This window comes from Streptomyces massasporeus, assembly GCF_014648995.1.
Taxonomy (GTDB): domain Bacteria; phylum Actinomycetota; class Actinomycetes; order Streptomycetales; family Streptomycetaceae; genus Streptomyces; species Streptomyces massasporeus.
In genome coordinates, this window is the sequence record NZ_BMSE01000001.1 from 216969 (window position 1) to 233463 (window position 16495).

Below are 16495 nucleotides of genomic sequence, written 5' to 3' on the forward strand. Positions count from 1 at the left end.
GGTGCCTCGCAAAGCCGCTCACCGACGGGGGAAACGCCGTGATGGGACCTCGACATGGTTCTGGTCGAGACGGACGCCGGTCGATGCCTCGGCGCATTCGACCTGTCGGCCCCGTTCTCCAGACTCAGGAGCGAGCGTGGGCACCTGATCCCAGCCGGACGGTGACGTCGCCGGGGGCGAGGGCGGCATGGTCGGCGCAGCACTCGACGACGACGCGGACCGGGGCGTCACAGTCCGCGTGGCGGAGATCCAGCAGCGGGCCCTCGGGGCCGAGGGCGTGCAGTTGACCCCACTGGCTCAGCGCCATGAGGACGGGCCACAGGTCCCAGCCTTTGCGTGTCAGCCGGTACTCGTTGCGGGAGCGACTGCCCGGCTCACGGTAGGGGACGGTCTTCAGGATGCCCGCCGCGACCAGTTTGCGCAGGCGGTCGCTGAGGACGGCCTCGGAAAGGCCGATGTGGCGGCGGAAGTCGTCGAACCGGCGGACTCCGTTGACGGCGTCGCGCAGGATCAGCAACGTCCACTTCTCGCCGACCACGTCGAGCGTGCGCTGGACGGGGCAGTTCTCCGTGCTCGCCTCAAGCCACTCCATCCCACCATCGTAGGGTCCTGACTTCGTCATTGACAGCCAGCCGAGCCCTTGGCTAGCTTCACTTGTAAAAGCCAGATGGGAAGGCACTCGGCCGTGGGACGAACACGTACATATCAATGGGAAGATCCCGCGACCCTGGCGGAAGCAGCCGGACGCATGGCAGGCATCGACTTCCTGCGCGCCCTGCAGACGGGGCGACTGCCGAGGCCGCCCATCAACCACGCGATCGACTTCACCCTGGACGAGGTGGAACCAGGCCGTGCGGTTTTCTCGCTGACGCCGCAGGAGGAGCACTACAACCCGATCGGCAGTGTGCACGGCGGCGTCTTCGCCACCCTGCTCGACTCGGCGGCCGGCTGCGCCGTCCAGTCCACGCTCCCGCAGGGCATGGCGTACACCTCGCTCGATCTGACGGTGAAGTTCCTGCGGCGGATCACCGTGGACACCGGGACGGTTCGCGCCATCGGCACGGTCGTCAGCAAGGGTCGTCAAACAGCTCTCGCACAGGCGCAGTTGGTCGACGAGACGGACCGACTGCTTGCCCACGCCACGAGTAGCTGCCTGCTCTTCCCGGTGCCTCCCTCGAAGGGGTGAGAGGCCGCGCCTCTCGCGCGCCGGCACCTCGCCCCCTGCACCTCCTCCCCCGGAGAGGCCGGCTCCTGGCATGCGTGAACGCCGGGAGCCCGCCGTCCGGGCCCGCTAGGACCTGGTGGACGAGGCCCGGACGACGGCCTGTGCGAGGACCTGGGCGATGTCGTCGGTGTGGGACAGGTGCGGGGAGTGTCCGGACGGAACGCGAAGGCTGTGGGCGGCACGCGCGGCCCACTGTTCCTGTACCGCGGGCGGAAGTGCCGGATCCTCGGTGGCCACGACGTACGTCAGGGGCACGTGGGCGGGCGCGGCGCCCAGCTTCTCGGTGAAGGCCCGCACGCCCTGCCAGTTGAGGCGTTTGACGGCCTCGGCGGTCAGGGTCGGGTCGACTCCGCTGAAGATGGACTCCTCGGCGTCACCCGCCTTCACGGCCAGGCCGTCGGGCGAGTGGGTCCAGGTGGGCGGGAAGTCGCCGCCCATCCACTCCATCATCGAAGTGCCGGCTTCCAGAGCGAAGGCGGCGATGTAGACGAGCTCCGCGACCTGGTCCGACTCCGCGGCGGCCCAGGCAGTCGGCACTCCGCCGTAGGAATGCGCGGCGAGCACGACAGGTCCGTCGACCGCCGCGACGGCGGCGCGCACCACCTCGACGTCCTCGGTCAGCCCCTGGGCGGCCGCGCTGTCGGGATTGCTGCTGGGCAGTTGCACGGCACGCGAGGCGATGCCCCGGGCGCTGAGCCTTTCACGCAGGGGGGCGAAGATCCACGGGGTGTGCATCGCTCCGTGCACGAGCACGACGGTGGGGTTCATCTGTGTGTCCTCAACTGGCAGGTGGCTCAGGCGGTCAGGGCGTCGCGGACCAGCGCGGTGTCCACGAACTGTTCGAAGCGGACGATCAGGCCGCCGCGCACGACGAAGTGGTGGGCGACCCGGACGTCGATGTCCTTGCCTGTGGCCTTGTTGGCCGCCGTGTAGCGGGCGAGGACGACGACGTTCTCGCCGTCGACTACGTAGGTGTCGTCGTGGGCGGTCCAGCCGTCCCACTCCTTGCCCAGCTGCTCCATCACGTTGGTGGTGACCCCATGGGGGGTGCGGTAGGTGCCGGCCAGGGGGAAGCCGGCCATCTCGGTCCATTCCACATCGGGGGCGAGCGTGGTGCGCAGGGCCTCCAGGTCACCGGCCGCGGAGGCAAGGTACTGGCGGCGTACGACGTCGGCGGGTGCGGTGGACACGGTGAAGTCGGTCATGGTCAGCCCCACTTCATTTCGCCCTTGGCGACCTTGGCGCCGATCTGGGCGGCGATGAGCATGCCGTTGTCGGGGTAGCGGGCCACCAGAGCCTCGGTCAGCGCGGCGCCGTCGGCGGCCTTGCCCAGCTCCTCCTCGAAGGCGAGCAGGTAGTCACGGGTGGCGGAGATGGCTGAGGAGTTGGCCGGGGCGTTGGGCAGGCGGTGGCCGGGGACGACCAGCTCCGGCTGGAGGGAGGTCATCTCGTCCAGCAGCTTGACCCAGGCGGCACGGTCGTCGGGGGTGGGGGTGTCGGCGACCCAGACGTGCTCCTGCTGGAAGAGCAGGACGCCACCGAGGAGGGCGCGGTGCTCGGCCTGCCACAGGTAGTGGCGGTCGGGCAGTCCGGCCGGGCCGCCCTTGAGCTCGAAGCAGTGTCCTTCGAGGGTGAGGTGGCCGGTCAGGGGCTCGAGGTCGACCAGGCGGGTGGGCAGGTTGGGACCGAGGGCCTCCCAGGCCTTGAGCTTGCCCTCGTAGGAGTGCTTGATGTGCTCGATGACGATCGGGGTCGCGACGAACCTCGCGTCGGGGAAGGCGTCGGCGAGGGCCTCAGCGCCGAAGTAGAAGTCGGGGTCGCCGTGGCTGACGTAGACCGTGGTCAGCTTCTTGCCCGAGTCGAGGATCTCGGCGGCCAGGCGGTGGCCGTCGGCGCGGGTGAAGGCGGCGTCGACCAGCAGCGCCTCACTCTCGCCGGTGACGAGAGTGGCCGTCTTGTTCTTGCTCCCGGCCGGGAAGTTCAGGTCGAAGATCGTGAAGGAGAGGGTGCTCATGCTGGGTGCTCCTTGCGTGGGTGGGGACTGCACAGTCAGGAGAGGGCGGCGAGGCGCCGGCCGACCTCGTCGGCGGTGGCGCGACCGCGGGCCAGTACGGCCACGTGCTCGCCGTCGACGGCGAGCAGGGTGGGGAAGCCCGTGACGCCCAGCTCGGCACAGCGCTGGAAGTCGTCCGCCGCCGAGTCGTGCGCCTCTGGGGACTCCAAGGTGGAAACGACGGCGTCGGTGTCCAGACCGGCCTCTTCTGCGACCTTCCGGTACGTGGCGGCCTCGGACAGGCTGAGGCCGTCGACGTAGAAGGCCCGCTGGAGGGCGCCGGCCAGTTCCGCCATGCGGTCGGGGGCCGCCGCCCGGCGCAGGGCGGCGACGCCGCGTGCGGCGGCCTCGGAGTCCATCACGAACGAGCCGTCGGCGATCAGCCGGTCGTACCCCTCACCGAACCGGGCGCCGGTGAGCTCGGCGATCTGGGCGTTGGCGCCCTGGACATATCCGAATGCGCGGATCGGGACGCGGCGTGAGCCGGTGAACAAGCCGCCGGAGATGACCTCCACCGACAGGTCCGGGTGAGGGGAGACGACCTCGCGCAGGGTCGGGGAGAACCCGTGCGACCAGCCGCAGTAGGCGTCGAAGGCGTAGGCGAGTTGCATCGAAGACCTCGGCACAGGGGTGGGGTGCTCGCCTGGCGCGAGCGGTTCACCGAGGGCAACAGTACCTGACTAGTCAGGTATTCCTGAGATCGAGTGTCAGACGATTGATCCTGATCCTCGTGTCGGCGCGGCTCATGAGTTGGGCGGGCAGCCGGAGTCAAGGAGTGGCACATGGAGTGCCGCTCGGCGTCGAGGCTGTCGCCAGTCCAGCGACTCGAGTGCAGACGGGCACCGGGAAAGGGGCCGCACAGCCCTCAGGGAAGCCGGGGCAGCGTGTCCCGTGCGGTGTGGCTCAGGATGCGAAGGTCCTCGGCGAACCGGTCCCGGTCCTCCACCGGCAGGGGCGCCAGGAAGTAGCGCCTGATGTTCTCCACATGGACGCGGGACGCGGAGACCGTGGTCTCCTCCCCGCGCGGCGTCAGGCGCACCAGCCTCCCGCGCCGGTCACCCGGATCCTCGACGCGTTCGACCAGGCCGGCCGCCTCCATACGGTCCACCAGACGCGTGGCACCACCTGTCGTGAGGACCTGCTCCTGCGCGACGGCCCGCATCGACAGCCCCGGCTCCCCCGCCCTGCCCAGGATGAGCAGCACCTCGAACATCAGATGACTGATACCGCACTCCACCTCCAGAGCCCGCCCCAGGATGTACTCCAGCCGGTTCGCGGCCCCCTGCAAGCGCCCGAAGGCCAGAATCAGCGCGTTGTTCGCGGCGTCGCTCGACGTCGAGATCTCCGCATGCTCGTCCACGGCCCTGACGCCCCTTCCCATTCCTGCTTCCACCCGACCACCGATCATGCCGCACCGGCTGAGCGGCGATCCGCCGACTCGGCTACCGGCCCTGGTGGACCAGCCGGAACGCGCCGGGCGTCGCACCGGTGTGGCGGGTGAAGAACGTGCCGAAGTTGGTCGGCCCGGGGAAGCCGCGGCGGCGCGCGACGGTGGCCACCGGTTCGTAGGTGTGGGCGAGCAGACGCTGGGGCTCCAGGGCGACGCGGCCGTCGATGACGACGATCGCCCAGGACCTCGTCCACAGCGACGTCCACCTCTACCTGGGCGACAACGACATCGCCGGCTGGGAAACGGCCGTCGAGGCACTGGGCACCGAGTCCGGTTGCGACACGATCCTGGCGGGCCACGGCCTGCCCTCGGGGCCGGAGGTGTACGCGGAGGTCCGCCGCTACCTCGCCGATGCCCGCGAGTTTCTCGGCGGCGACGGCGAGGCATACAAGGCAGCGATCGTCGACAAGTACCCGACCGCATCGGCCCGTTCATCACCGACATCGCCAACCGGTCCCTGTTCGGTGCCGGCCGCTGAACGCGCGCCTCGTGCTCAGCGGCCCGGGCCCATGCCCACCCGGTTCCGCGGTGAGGTCGGCAAGCCGACCAAGGTGTTTGCCGCCCGGCTCGCCGAGGAACTGAGCAACCTCGTCGACGCCTCGTCCCTTCCAACGGATCTCACCGAAACCGGCGGAGCCGCCGGTACCGCCGGTACCGCCGAATGATCTGAACCCATGGCGGGGATCAGGCCGCGACCAACTCCTGCTCGCGCTCCGGGGTCTTGAGCTTGGGCTTCTTGTTCGGCAGTGAGAGCCGGAAGACCTTGTGCCACGCGGAGAACACCTGCTTGGGCAGCGGCCCGGTGACGTACTCCAGCTCGTACTTCTCGAACAGCGCGCGCACCTTCACCGCGACCTCGGCGTACCGGTTGCTCGGCAGGTCCGGGAACAGGTGGTGCTCGATCTGGTGCGACAGGTTGCCGGTCATGAAGTGCATGGCCTTGCTGCCGCTGATGTTCGCCGAGCCCATCATCTGGCGCAGGTACCACTGGCCGCGCGTCTCGCCCTTGATCGACCGGCGCTCGAAGACCTGCACGCCCTCGGGGAAGTGTCCGCACATGATCACCGAGTGGGACCAGATGTTGCGGACCAGGTTCGCGGTGAACGTGGCGGCGAGCGTGGGGAGGAACGACGGGCCCGACAGCAGCGGGTGGATCACGTAGTCCTTGAGCACCTGCTTGCGGATCTTGCGGCCCACGGCCTTGGCCCGCGCGCGGAACTCCGGGTTCTTGCGGCGGCGCTTGTGCAGGTTCTTGCCGAGCTCCAGGTCGTAGGCTGCGATGCCGTACTCGAAGAAGCAGGCGTTGATGAAGTTCCACAGCGGCTGGCCGAGGTGGAACGGGTGCCACTTCTGGTCCTCGTCGACGCGCATGATGCCGTAGCCGAGGTCGTTGTCCTTGCCGATCACGTTGGTGTACGTGTGGTGCAGCTCGTTGTGCGAGTGCTTCCACTGGTCGGCCGGAGAGACGTGATCCCATTCCCAGGTGGTGGAGTGGATTTTCGGGTCCCGCATCCAGTCCCACTGGCCGTGCAGGATGTTGTGGCCGATCTCCATGTTGTCCATGATCTTCGCCACGGACAGACCGGCGGTGCCGATCACCCACGCGGGCGGGAAGAACGAGAACAGCAGCACGCCCCTGCTGACCAGCTCGAGCTTGCGCTGCGCCGAGATGACCTTGCGGATGTAGGCGGCGTCCTTCTCCCCTCGGCCGGCGATCACCTCGTCGCGGATCGCGTCCAGCTCGCGGCCGAGCTCCTCGATCTGCTCCGCGGTCAGGTGGGCGGTGGGGTCGATGGCGGTCAAAGTGCTCCTACCGTTCGATGTCGCAGGGGCCCGCCGCGGCGGACACGCAGGTCTGGATGAGGACGCCCGGCTCGGCCTCGGTGATCTCGCCGGTGCGCAGGTCGCGGACGGCGCCCGCCTTGAGCGGCGTGACACAGCCGAAGCAGATGCCCATGCGGCACCCGGACGGCATGAGCACGCCGGCCTCCTCGCCGACGTCCAGCAATGGCGCGGCGCCGTCCGCGTCGACGGTCTTGCCGGTGGCGCTGAACGTGACCTCGCCACCGTCGCCGGCGGCGACGATGGTGGGGCGGAAGCGTTCGGTGTGCAGGCGCTCCGGGACGCCGTGCTCGGCCCAGTGCTTTTCGGCGGCGTCGAGCAGGCCCGCGGGCCCGCAAGCCCAGGTCTCTCGCTCCGCCCAGTCGGGCACGAGTTCGTCGAGACGGGCGATGTCGAGCATGCCGTCCGTGTCGGTGTGCAGCTCGGTGAGACGCAGCTTCTTGTCCGCGACCAGGTCGTGCAGATCGTTGCGAAAGATCACGTCCTGCGGCTGCGGCGCGGAGTGGATCATGACGGCGTCGTCGAACTCGGTGTCGCGCAGCATGCCCATCACGGGCGTGATGCCGCTGCCTGCCGTCAGGTAGAGCACCTTGGCGGGCTTGGCCTGCGGCAGTACGAAGTCACCGGTCGCCTGGTCGAGCTGGATCAGCGTGCCCGGTTTCGCCCTGCGGACCAGGTGGTTGCTGACCTTGCCGTCCGGGATCGCCTTCACGGTGATGGTGACGCGGCCGTCCAGGCGGTTTGTCGGCGAGGTGAGCGAGTAGGCACGCCACAGGCGCACCCCGTCGACATCGACCCCGATCCGCACGTACTGACCGGCTGTGTGGCCGCGCCAGCCCCGGCCCGGCCTGATCACGATGGTCGCGGCGTCACGCGTCTCGGGCTCCACGGCCTCGATGCGCCCACGCAGGTCGGCGCCCGTACGCAGCGGGCTGACCAGGTCGAGGTAGTCCGACGGCAGCAGCGGCGTCGTGACCATCTCCAGCAGTTTCCACGCCCTGCTGCGGAGGGCTGCACTCGTCATGACTCCAGCTTGATGCGCCTCAGCGCGTAAAGTCCTGTTCGTAGGACGTGAATCTGGTCGGCCGAATTGTTCGCAGGGAACAAAATATGAGCCATGTGCAGCGGAGGGCCACCGAACTGGCCCTGGATGAGACAACGGTCACCGCGCTTCGTGCCGCGCTGAAGACCACCGCCGACGAGGTCGTCCAGGCGATCATCGACGAGGTCCCTTCCTACGCCAACGCCCTTTCGGGCAGCATGGGCGGCACCATCCGCCGAGCCGTCCGCACCGCCCTGGGCCACTACCTGGACGTGGCGAGCGGGAACGCCACGGGCGGCGACGCCGGTGACGCGGCCTACGAGCTGGGCCGCGGCGAGGTGCGCGACGGCCGTTCGATGGACGCCCTGCTCAGCGCCTACCGCGTCGGCGCCCGCGTGGCCTGGCGTTGCCTGGCCGCGGGTGCCGTACCCGCAGGCCTGCCCGCCTCCGAGGTCGCCAAGTTCGCCGAGCTGACCTTCGCCTACATCGACGAGCTCTCCGCCGCCAGCGCCGCGGGCCACGCCGACGAACTGGCCGCCCGGGGCCGGGTTCATGAGCGCCACCTGGAACAACTGGTCCGCGACCTCCTCACCGGCGCGAGCCCGGACGCGCTGCTGGCCGCCGCTCAACGGGCAGGGTGGCAGCCTCCGGTTTCGCTGACCGCGGTCCTGTTGCCCGCCGCCCAGGCCCGGCCCGCCTACCGCGCTCTCGACCCGAGCACGCTCGTCCTCGACGATCTGCCGGACGCCCTGGGCGTGCTGCTCGTGCCCGATGCCGACCGATCACATCTGTTGAGGCGGCTGGCCGACCGCACCGCCGTGGTCGGCCCGGCCCGGCCATGGACGCGTGCGTCCGCCTCGTACGAACGGGCCGTACGCGCGCGCTCCCTCTCCACTGACATTCGCGACACCGAGGACCACCTGCCCGAGCTGGTGATGAGCGCCGACGCGGAAGCGTACGCGGACCTGCGGGCCCGAGCCCTCGCACCGTTGCGGACCTTGCCCGTCACGACCGCGCGGCGCCTGGAGGAGACGTTGCGGGCGTGGCTGCTGCACCAGGGCAGGCGGGAGGAGGTGGCGGCGGCGTTGTTCATCCATCCCCAGACCGTCCGGTACCGGATGGCGCAGCTGCGGGAGCTGTTCCCGGATCTCGCGTCGCCCCACCGGGTCCTTGAACTGACGCTGGCGGTCGGTCTCCGGGTCGGCTGACGCGTTCTCGACCGGCCGCGTCCGCGTCCGCGAGCGGTCCGGGAACGAAGCACAGTTGACCGGAGGGCCCGCGGTTGCTCTACTGCGATGCCGGATCGGGGAGGACCTGTGGCAGAACTGCCGGAGAGTGTGGATCGCGACATCCTGGAGGGGCGCAGCATCCTCGCGGTGAAGACGATTCGTGAGGCACGAGGATGCTCCCTCCACCAAGCGGTTGATTTTTACCATCAGCGATACGGCGAGCTTCATCCACAGCCCGACGCGGCCCGGGAAACTCCCCGGCCCCGCTTGCTGCGGTTCGAGCAGGACGGCTCTTTGGTGGTGCTCGAGGGACTGCAGGACGGTCAGAAGCCGGAGACATGAAGGCCCCGCGGCTCTGACCTGCGGCAGTGCACATCGACCAACGCCGCGACCTGCGTCCGCGCGGCCAGGACCGCATCCTGCAAGGAACCGCACAGCACTCCGACGGCGCGCTGACGATCGTCGCCCTGGCCCAGGAAGCCGGCGTAACCGCGCAACGCGCTCACCCAGCGTCACCCGGACCTCAAGAACGACTTCTACGCGCCGGTCAGAGCACGCGGACAGACTCCGGACTCCGAGATCCGCCTGCGGCAACAGATCGTCACACTCAAGGAGCTCCGAGCGAAGGACACAAAGGAGCTGCCCCAGCCCACCTCCCCCGTTCGAGTGCTGCAACCCAGCCGCACCCAACCCTCTGAAACTGCATATTCTCAAAGCAGCAGCTCAAAGGGGCTGGCATGAACGGCGACAGGCGTACTGGCCCGGTCGGCGACGACAGTCCGAGCCGGAGATCATCTGACAGGCCGCCGCCGCAGGATGCGGGTCTTGCGGGGCAGGGTCTGGAACCGCCGACTGCTCGGAGTCTGTGCCGGACTGTCGCTGCTTAACCTCGCGCTTTCGCAAGCCACCGTAGGAATGGCGGGACTATTGATGCGCGTTCCTCAACACCCGGCGGCGGGCGTCACGTGTAAGGGCCTACTCAGTTCGGGGGTCATGGCCGTGCGCATCGAGGTGACGTAGGAACCAGTCCACGGCAGCCTGAGAAGCGACCGAGAATTGGGCGTCGTACGGCGCGAAGTGCCCTCCCGGCACGGTCACCAGACTCTTCGGCTCCAGCGCGCGCTCATAAGCCTCGAGCTGCAGGTCGGTGTTGGTGATCACATCCTGCAGGGCGACGATCATGAGGAGCGGCGTCGGTGAGACCCGGGCGATCCACATCGACGGCTCGTACATCCGTGCCGTTCGAGAAGAACGCAGGGTGAGCTCATTGGTCCAGGCGTGTTGCGCGGCGGGCTGGGTGTAGAAGGCGACTGCCTGGGGGTCGTCGTACGCCGCGGGCATCCCGGGCGCCGTGGCCACCACGGCGATCCGCGCGGGCAGCTCCCCGCGGAAGCGGTCACGGTCGTCCTCGCAGAAGGAACTCTCCAACTGTGCGACTGCCGAGGCCGGCACGCGCCGTCTGCTCTGCTCAAAACCACTGGTCGTCGGCACCTGCGCGACAACACAGCGCAGACGGCTGTCGGTCGCTCCGAGAATGACCGCATGCCCGCCCGCATAGCTGGTTCCCCAGATTCCGATCCGCTCCGGATCCACCTCGGGCCGTGTTTCAAGGAACGAGACCGCACGTCGCCAGTCGGCGATCTGAGTCCAGGGGTCCACGTCATGCCGCGGTACGCCGCTACTCCCGCCGAAACCGCGATGGTCATGGACGAGCACAACGAACCCCGCATCGGCCAATACGCGGGCGAACCGGTCCAGCCCGTGCTCTCGAGTCGCGGCGAACCCGTGGGCCATGGTGACCGCCGGATTTGGCCCCGGCCGCGCGGGAAGGTACAGCCAGGCAGCCAGCGTATTGCCATCCTCCCCAGGGAATTCGACCTCATGCCGCCGGGTCACGACTGCGCCCCAGTGGCTGAAGGCAGTTCGATCAGCCGGGACTGGTCGTTCCGATCGAGCCCGGTGGACACAGCTCTCGAAGCCTCCACGACACGGCTATCACTCATCCCCGTCGTGACCGGCACATCCTCGGGGCGAGTGGGTGGTCCGGTCACCACTGCGGCGCCCCGTTCGCCAGCTGCAGCTCTCCCCGGCCGAAGGAGAAGTTCTCGTTCGGTACAGGGACAAGCGCCACGAAGATGTCGTCCGGCGACACGCCCAGCGCGTCCACAACGAGCCGGTTGATCGCTGACACGACCTTCTGCTTGTCCGAGAGCGGACGGTGCGCCCCGAACAGCACAGAGATGATCATGGCGTCCTCTGTCCGCTCCATCTCCATGAAGGACGGGTCCAGATGCAGCTCCCCTTCACCGTGTTCGGTGATCACTATGAAGCGGTCCCCGGCGGGGATCCCCAGGCCCTGGACAAGGGACTGGTTCAGAGCGTCCGCCAAGGCGCGCTTCTTCTCGACAGAGAAGCGTCCGGCCGGGACGTGAGCCTCAAAGACGGGCATGAGTAAACCTCCGATCGGCTGTGGTAGGCCGGCGGCCACCACCAATAGGAGCATATGCTCGTACCTGGTTGATCTGCAAGCCGCTGTTGCAGGAGGCGAGGACTGCCTGCCCGTCCTGCCGACGATGCATCCCGCGAAGAGGTCTCGAGCGACGAGCCCTTGCAGCACCCCTGACCGCGCAGGTCGCGCGGGCGAGCAATCCAGGAGGCACGACGGCGATGTGGGTCCGGGACCGCCTCATCAGGCTGTGGCGGAAGGAGGACTTCGCGTCGTTGTACCCGCGCGATGGCCACCCCGGGCTCTCACCCGCCCACCCGGCCATCGTTAGCCTCCCCCCTTTCGGTTCGGTCGGCTGGGCTGGGTTGGCTGCTGTGGTCGTCGGCGGATCGTCGGCAGGCGGGCGTGGCTGGGGCCCGAGGCGCGGGTCGCATTCTCCAGGGTTCCTCGGGTCAGGGGCGGGCAGAACAGCGTCGCCGTACAGGTGGCCGGCCTGGGCCGAACCGCGAGGCGGGCCAGAGCGTTGGCCAGCTCAAAGCGCCAAGGCCAGGCGACGGCGATCCACAGGTGGAGGCGACGGCCGCTGCCCGTGATGCGGGCGGCTGCATGTAGCAGTCGGTGGCGGAGCTTCTTCGGTTCGCCGGTGGCCAACTCGCCGTTCGGCAAGAGGGCCCGTGCCCAGGCCCTCAGATCGACGGCGGTCACGGACAGCCCAAGCCGGGAGGCGTTGATCTGGAAGTGGCGGGAGGGGAAGGGTGAAGTCGGTGGTCTTGGCGCAGCGGACGCGGTCCTCGACGCGGGCGTGCGCTCCGGTGGCGGACCTCCAGATAACAGGGAACCTTTGCCGTCGGGGGTGTCGGTGAGGAGACCTCGTGGCGCATGGCCTCGTCTAGTGGGACGACCCATACGCCGGGGTGAGTGCGCTCGCTGCGGACGATGATCCGGCTGCCGTCCAGCGTGCCCTGCCAGGTTCACCATGCCGGTCAGCTCTGGCACTTCATCAGTGCGCAGGGCGCCGTCCTGCTCCCATGGGCCCTTCTGCGATCAACGACTACACGGCAGCGGACGAAGCGGTGTCGCCGATGTCCGAGACGTCGTCAGGCCATGAACGCGCTCCTCGATTGGCCGGCTGGGACATGGGAAACGATCTGGCTCAAGCTTCGAGGATCAATTGGTGCCGGCCCCGGTGTCGGGCGCCGGGCGCAGCATGCATGTGAGTCGGGCGGAGCATACGCGGCGGTCTTGTTCGTCGCTGATGACGATGTCATACGTGGCGGCGGAGCGACCCAGGTGGACGGGCGTGGCCACGCCGGTGACGCTGCCTGAGCCGACGGCGCGATGGTGGGTGGCGTTGATGTCGACGCCGAGCGCGATCCGGTCGGGGGCGGCGTGGAGCATGGCGCCGACGGAGCCCAGGGTCTCTGCGAGGGCGAGGGAGGCACCGCCGTGCAGGAGGCCGTGGGGCTGCGTGTTGCCCTCTACGGGCATCGTGCCGACAACGCACTGCGCGGTCGCCTTGACGAGGTTGATGCCCAGGCGGTCCACCAGGGCGCTGGCGAAAGGGCCCAGGTCTGCAGATTCGGGCTGGAGTTGCGTGCTGCTGTCACTGCCCATACGGACCATACGGCTCCGATCATGGCGTGGGAATTGCTCGTGATGTCGTGCTGCGGGGAGGCGGTCGGGCATGCACGGTGGGTGGTTTGGTCCAAGGTGTCTGAGGGGCCTGACGCCACGCGTTTCGGCGGGAGCCGACAGCCTTCCCGCGACGGTTTCACTGTGGCTGCAAGGTGTAGTGCGGTAGGGCGTGACTGCGCCAGTGGAACCTTGGCCGGGGTCAGAGGCGCGATGTCGCCCGGGCGGCCGCCTGGATGACGAAGGGCAGCACGGTCTCGGCGAGGGCCTTCGGCTGCTCGGTGTGCGGCCAGTGCCCGGCGCGATCGATGACGGCCGTCGCCGGTTCGTTGAATCGCGGGGTGACTTGCTGGAGAAGGTCGTCGGTGACGAAGCCGTCTCCTGCCCCACGGACGATGAGCACCGGTCCTTGGAAGCGACTTGGCGCCTCTCCGGCGGGGTCGCCGTCGTTCCACGCGTCGGCGAGCAGGGAGACAACCGCGGGCGGGATGCGGGCCCCCGCTGCGACCTGCAGGTCGATCGTTTGGGCTGACGGGGCCACCGTCAACTGTGAGCGGACCGCGCGTTGGGCTTCGGAATTCCCACCGAGTGCCCGGAACGGTGCGATGTCCGGGTCGGGAAGACGGGTGCCGGCGAGAGGCACAGGTGTGAGGAGGATCAGCCCTTGCACGGCGTCACCGCGCGATGCGGCCACCAGTTCGGCCACCTGGGCTCCCATGCTCTGGCCGAGGACGACACAGGGTTTGCCGAGCGAGTCGACGACCGCGCCGGCGTCCTCGGCCATGCGCCGCAGGGTGAACGGGCCGGATGCGTTCACACGACCACCGACTCCGGCAGGCTCGAGCTGCACCACATCTACGCCGGCCCCGGCGATCAGATCGGCGAACACGGTCCAGACAGTGGCGTCGTCCAGGAATCCGGGAAGCACGACGAGCGCCGTAGGGCCCTGGCCCGTGCGACGAGCGATCACAGGTGTCTCTTCCACGGAGGTGATGCCGGCTGAGGGTTCGGTCATGGCGGTTCTCCTTGAACGACCGTGATTGGGTCCCGACGGTGACTCTGCATCGCTGACGATGGGAGAGGAGTCGTCAGGTTGGGGAGGAGCGAGATCGCCTGCTCAGGCGAGCGTCGCCCGCGGGTAGCGGCGCGGCTCCTGGCCCGCCATCACGTCCCGGCCGCGCGCCGTGTCTGCGTAGAGCCGGCCGAAGACAACCTTGCCGTCCCGGACCTTGAACAGGAACAGGTGCTCATTGCACATGCGGATGCCGCGGATCGACAGGGCATCCGTGCGGACCGGGACGACGATCGTGTCGCCGGCGTCGATGATCTCGTGGGCCTCGTACCGGAAGTACTGCCACTCTTTGCCGACCTCCTTCCAGAACGCCGTGAACTCGGCCGCGCCGGTGTAGACCCCGCCGTACGGCAGCGAGTCCGACATCTCGAACTGGAAATCGTCCGCCAGCAGCGCGACCAACGGACCGCGGTCGTTCGTCTCGTAACCGGTGAAAGCGGTCTCGAGCGCCGCCAGGATCTTCTCGTTCTGCATCTCGGTCTCCGGCAGTCGGATCATTGAGGGAAAGGGAGCATTGCTCGTTCGAACAGAAGGGAGCATATGCTCGTATTGGCTTCGCCGCTAGCCCCTGCAGTCGTGTGAAGCCGATGTGCACGGGTGGCGCCGCGACAGCGCCGCACGCATGCGCCGAGACGTCACTCAGCCCAGGGGTCGAAGCCCGTCTCCAGCACCGCCCGCAGCGCCGCTCGCAGTTCAGCGGCCTCGGACGCGCCGAACGTGCTCTCGAACTGATCTTGAGCGGCCTTCCACAGGGGCACCGCCGCCTCCAGACGTTTCAGACCTGCCTCCGTGATCTCGACTGCGCGAGCGCGTCGGTCGGTGTCCGAAGACCGGACGACGAGCAAGCCCTCGCGCTCCAGCGGCTTGAGATTCGTCGCGAGGGTCGTGCGATCCATCGCGATCCGCTGAGAGAGTGCCGTGATCGTTGTGCGGCCTCCCAGTGCCAGTCGGTGCAGAATGTTGAACTGCGTCGTCCGTAGCCCAACCGGGGTCAGCGCCTTGTCGTAGGCGGCAGTCAGATACCGGGTCGCCCGTCGGCTGGCTGTGCAGTTGCACCGACCGTCCATCTCGGCGAGGGTCGCGGCGAACGGTGCCTTCGGTCGAGCCTGTCCGTCGCCCGCCCTCACTGTGGTGGCGGCAGTCGCGGACGCTTTGTCGGTCATGATGGTCCCTCCCGGATGCCGCCTTCCAGGATAGGCGCATGTGCGCGCAACCACGTAGTCCGACCGCCAGGTGATCGGCTCCGCTGGAGCCTGCCTGGAACGGAGGAGGTCAGGCCGTCCTGCTCACCCTCGATCGGGAGTCGCTCGACCAACTGATGGGCAAAGCGCCTCGCAACGACACCACCGCCACCGGACTCGGCTTTCAGCTCGACGACGCTTTCAGCGTCATCTGTGTCACCGGGCTTGGACAGCGAGCGCCTGGTGGAGCTCCTGAACAAGACAAGTGACCGAGTCGCCTGCATGCACCACGAGGAGTACGACGTCCTCGTCGCTCAGGGCCTCGACGTGTCGCAGATGTGTGCAGCGGTCGAGACGATCAACTCTGCAGCGAGGAGGGGCGTCGGCATCCCACGTACCGGACTCGCCGGCGCCGCGGTCGCTCTCCGGGACGCCCAGGAGCTCCGTCGCGCGCACGACCGACGAGCATCGGGTCGTCGAATTCGAACGTGACCGGCTGATGTCCATCCTCAACGCCGGCAAGCGCCGGTTCGAGGCTGTCCTCCAACCGACGATGGGGTGGCGCGGCGGCACCCGCAGCCGGCCGAGACGGTACGGGCCTACTCGGAATGCCGGTACTCCGTGAGCGCCTCCGCCCGTCGGCTGCACATCCATCCGAACAGCGCCTGATACCGCCTCGATCGGTGGAAGGAGCCGACCGGCCGCGACGTCGAGACAGTCGACGGACTGAACGCTTCCGTCATCGCGTTCGACTGGTCCGCTAGGACGTGACGCTCGTGCGCCAGGCGGGCAGGGGTGCTCGGGGCATCGATCAGTCGTCGGCTGCCACGGTGCTCAGCAGGGCGGGTGCCGCGACCACTTCGACCTCGCCCGGCGGCAGGATGTGGCCCTCGGCGCAGGAAAGCCGTGGGTGAACCTGTGCCCCGCAATCCCGGTGCCGCAGACGTACCGGACCTCCGTCAGGGGCGGCATGCCGGTCGCCCCACTCCATGAGGGCGAAGAAGGCAACCATGAGCTCTTCGCCGGGCGGGGTGAGTTCGTAGCGGTGCCGTGTGCGCTGGCCGGCTTCCTGGTAAGGCACCCGGGTCAGGAGCCCGACGTCCACGAGTTCTTTGAGCCGCTTGGACATCGCGGGCTCGCTGAGCGGGGTTTCCCGCACGAAGTCCTGGAAGTACGTCGTGCCGTAGAACGCCTCGCGCAGCACCAGCAGGTTCGCCGGGGTGCCGAGCACCTCCAGGGCACGAGCGGCGGAACAGCGCTCGGACCGCCAGCTGTCGCGGTCGGCCAGCAGGCCAATCAGGGATGACGTCACCACTCCACTCT

General features: G+C 68.6%; 21 protein-coding genes and 1 pseudogene. 5 read left to right on the forward strand and 17 right to left on the reverse strand.

The genetic code is table 11. The features are described 5' to 3' along the window. Positions 1-124 precede the first annotated feature (124 nt). Complete coding sequence (locus IE153_RS01010; protein WP_189587639.1) at positions 125-592, reverse strand: winged helix-turn-helix transcriptional regulator; 468 nt, start codon at positions 590-592, stop codon at positions 125-127. A 93-nt stretch (positions 593-685) separates the two neighbouring features. On the opposite strand from IE153_RS01010, the gene IE153_RS01015 reads away from it, so the two are divergent. Next, positions 686-1186, forward strand: coding sequence for a PaaI family thioesterase (locus tag IE153_RS01015; protein WP_189587640.1), 501 nt, complete (start codon positions 686-688; stop codon positions 1184-1186). A 105-nt stretch (positions 1187-1291) separates the two neighbouring features. Here the strand turns inward: IE153_RS01015 and IE153_RS01020 are convergent, their stop codons facing one another. The 6 genes and pseudogenes from IE153_RS01020 to IE153_RS01045 all read right to left on the reverse strand — a co-directional run. After that, positions 1292-1993: an alpha/beta fold hydrolase gene (locus IE153_RS01020; protein ID WP_189587641.1), complete on the reverse strand. Its 702-nt coding sequence runs from the start codon at positions 1991-1993 to the stop codon at positions 1292-1294. 26 nt (positions 1994-2019) lie between these two features. Further along, positions 2020-2430 (reverse strand): nuclear transport factor 2 family protein, encoded by a 411-nt coding sequence (locus IE153_RS01025; protein ID WP_229828604.1) that lies wholly within the window; start codon positions 2428-2430, stop codon positions 2020-2022. A gap of 2 nt (positions 2431-2432) precedes the next feature. Continuing rightward, positions 2433-3239 (reverse strand): MBL fold metallo-hydrolase, encoded by an 807-nt coding sequence (locus IE153_RS01030; protein WP_189587643.1) that lies wholly within the window; start codon positions 3237-3239, stop codon positions 2433-2435. 35 nt (positions 3240-3274) lie between these two features. Next, on the reverse strand, positions 3275-3889 hold the full coding sequence (locus IE153_RS01035) for a DsbA family protein (RefSeq protein ID WP_189587644.1): 615 nt from the start codon (positions 3887-3889) through the stop codon (positions 3275-3277). Between the two features lie 254 nt (positions 3890-4143). Further along, entirely contained in the window at positions 4144-4638 is a 495-nt protein-coding gene (locus IE153_RS01040; RefSeq protein ID WP_189587645.1) for a MarR family winged helix-turn-helix transcriptional regulator, read from the reverse strand. An 82-nt stretch (positions 4639-4720) separates the two neighbouring features. Further along, positions 4721-4897, reverse strand: a pseudogene (locus IE153_RS01045) (helix-turn-helix domain-containing protein); the annotation flags it as partial. Between IE153_RS01045 and IE153_RS42535 the strand changes: the two are divergent. Then, complete coding sequence (locus IE153_RS42535; RefSeq protein ID WP_308432113.1) at positions 4893-5393, forward strand: hypothetical protein; 501 nt, start codon at positions 4893-4895, stop codon at positions 5391-5393. The pseudogene IE153_RS01045 and the gene IE153_RS42535 sit on opposite strands and share 5 nt — an antisense overlap. A 19-nt stretch (positions 5394-5412) precedes the next feature. Here the strand turns inward: IE153_RS42535 and IE153_RS01060 are convergent, their stop codons facing one another. Together IE153_RS01060 and IE153_RS01065 are read right to left on the reverse strand one after the other, a co-directional pair. Further along, positions 5413-6531 carry a fatty acid desaturase family protein gene (locus IE153_RS01060; protein WP_189587647.1) on the reverse strand — a complete coding sequence of 373 codons (1119 nt, stop codon included), beginning with the start codon at positions 6529-6531 and terminating at the stop codon, positions 5413-5415. Positions 6532-6538: 7 nt separating this feature from the next. Then, positions 6539-7594 (reverse strand): ferredoxin reductase, encoded by a 1056-nt coding sequence (locus IE153_RS01065; protein ID WP_189587648.1) that lies wholly within the window; start codon positions 7592-7594, stop codon positions 6539-6541. Positions 7595-7680: 86 nt separating this feature from the next. On the opposite strand from IE153_RS01065, the gene IE153_RS01070 reads away from it, so the two are divergent. Together IE153_RS01070 and IE153_RS01075 are read left to right on the forward strand one after the other, a co-directional pair. Then, positions 7681-8820, forward strand: a complete 1140-nt coding sequence (locus IE153_RS01070; protein WP_189587649.1) for a PucR family transcriptional regulator — start codon at positions 7681-7683, stop codon at positions 8818-8820. 108 nt (positions 8821-8928) lie between these two features. Next, positions 8929-9183: a hypothetical protein gene (locus tag IE153_RS01075; RefSeq protein ID WP_189587650.1), complete on the forward strand. Its 255-nt coding sequence runs from the start codon at positions 8929-8931 to the stop codon at positions 9181-9183. A 633-nt stretch (positions 9184-9816) separates the two neighbouring features. On the opposite strand, the gene IE153_RS01080 is transcribed toward IE153_RS01075, so the two are convergent. The 7 genes from IE153_RS01080 to IE153_RS01110 all read right to left on the reverse strand — a co-directional run bounded on the left by IE153_RS01080 (position 9817) and on the right by IE153_RS01110 (position 15154). Next, positions 9817-10737, reverse strand: a complete 921-nt coding sequence (locus IE153_RS01080; RefSeq protein ID WP_189587651.1) for an alpha/beta hydrolase — start codon at positions 10735-10737, stop codon at positions 9817-9819. Between the two features lie 151 nt (positions 10738-10888). Beyond that, positions 10889-11290, reverse strand: coding sequence for a tautomerase family protein (locus tag IE153_RS01085; protein ID WP_189587652.1), 402 nt, complete (start codon positions 11288-11290; stop codon positions 10889-10891). A 324-nt stretch (positions 11291-11614) separates the two neighbouring features. Further along, on the reverse strand, positions 11615-12265 hold the full coding sequence (locus IE153_RS42675) for a transposase (protein WP_368858380.1): 651 nt from the start codon (positions 12263-12265) through the stop codon (positions 11615-11617). Positions 12266-12454: 189 nt separating this feature from the next. Continuing rightward, positions 12455-12901 carry a hotdog fold thioesterase gene (locus IE153_RS01095; protein ID WP_189587654.1) on the reverse strand — a complete coding sequence of 149 codons (447 nt, stop codon included), beginning with the start codon at positions 12899-12901 and terminating at the stop codon, positions 12455-12457. Between the two features lie 220 nt (positions 12902-13121). Next, on the reverse strand, positions 13122-13934 hold the full coding sequence (locus IE153_RS01100; protein ID WP_189587655.1) for an alpha/beta fold hydrolase: 813 nt from the start codon (positions 13932-13934) through the stop codon (positions 13122-13124). Between the two features lie 102 nt (positions 13935-14036). Further along, positions 14037-14489 (reverse strand): nuclear transport factor 2 family protein, encoded by a 453-nt coding sequence (locus IE153_RS01105; protein ID WP_229828609.1) that lies wholly within the window; start codon positions 14487-14489, stop codon positions 14037-14039. 137 nt (positions 14490-14626) lie between these two features. Next, positions 14627-15154, reverse strand: coding sequence for a MarR family winged helix-turn-helix transcriptional regulator (locus IE153_RS01110; protein ID WP_229828611.1), 528 nt, complete (start codon positions 15152-15154; stop codon positions 14627-14629). A gap of 576 nt (positions 15155-15730) precedes the next feature. Between IE153_RS01110 and IE153_RS42680 the strand changes: the two genes are divergently transcribed. Next, positions 15731-15841 carry a helix-turn-helix domain-containing protein gene (locus tag IE153_RS42680; protein WP_189587656.1) on the forward strand — a complete coding sequence of 37 codons (111 nt, stop codon included), beginning with the start codon at positions 15731-15733 and terminating at the stop codon, positions 15839-15841. Positions 15842-15983: 142 nt separating this feature from the next. Here the strand turns inward: IE153_RS42680 and IE153_RS01120 are convergent, their stop codons facing one another. Beyond that, complete coding sequence (locus IE153_RS01120) at positions 15984-16484, reverse strand: winged helix-turn-helix transcriptional regulator (protein WP_229828613.1); 501 nt, start codon at positions 16482-16484, stop codon at positions 15984-15986. Positions 16485-16495 lie beyond the last annotated feature (11 nt).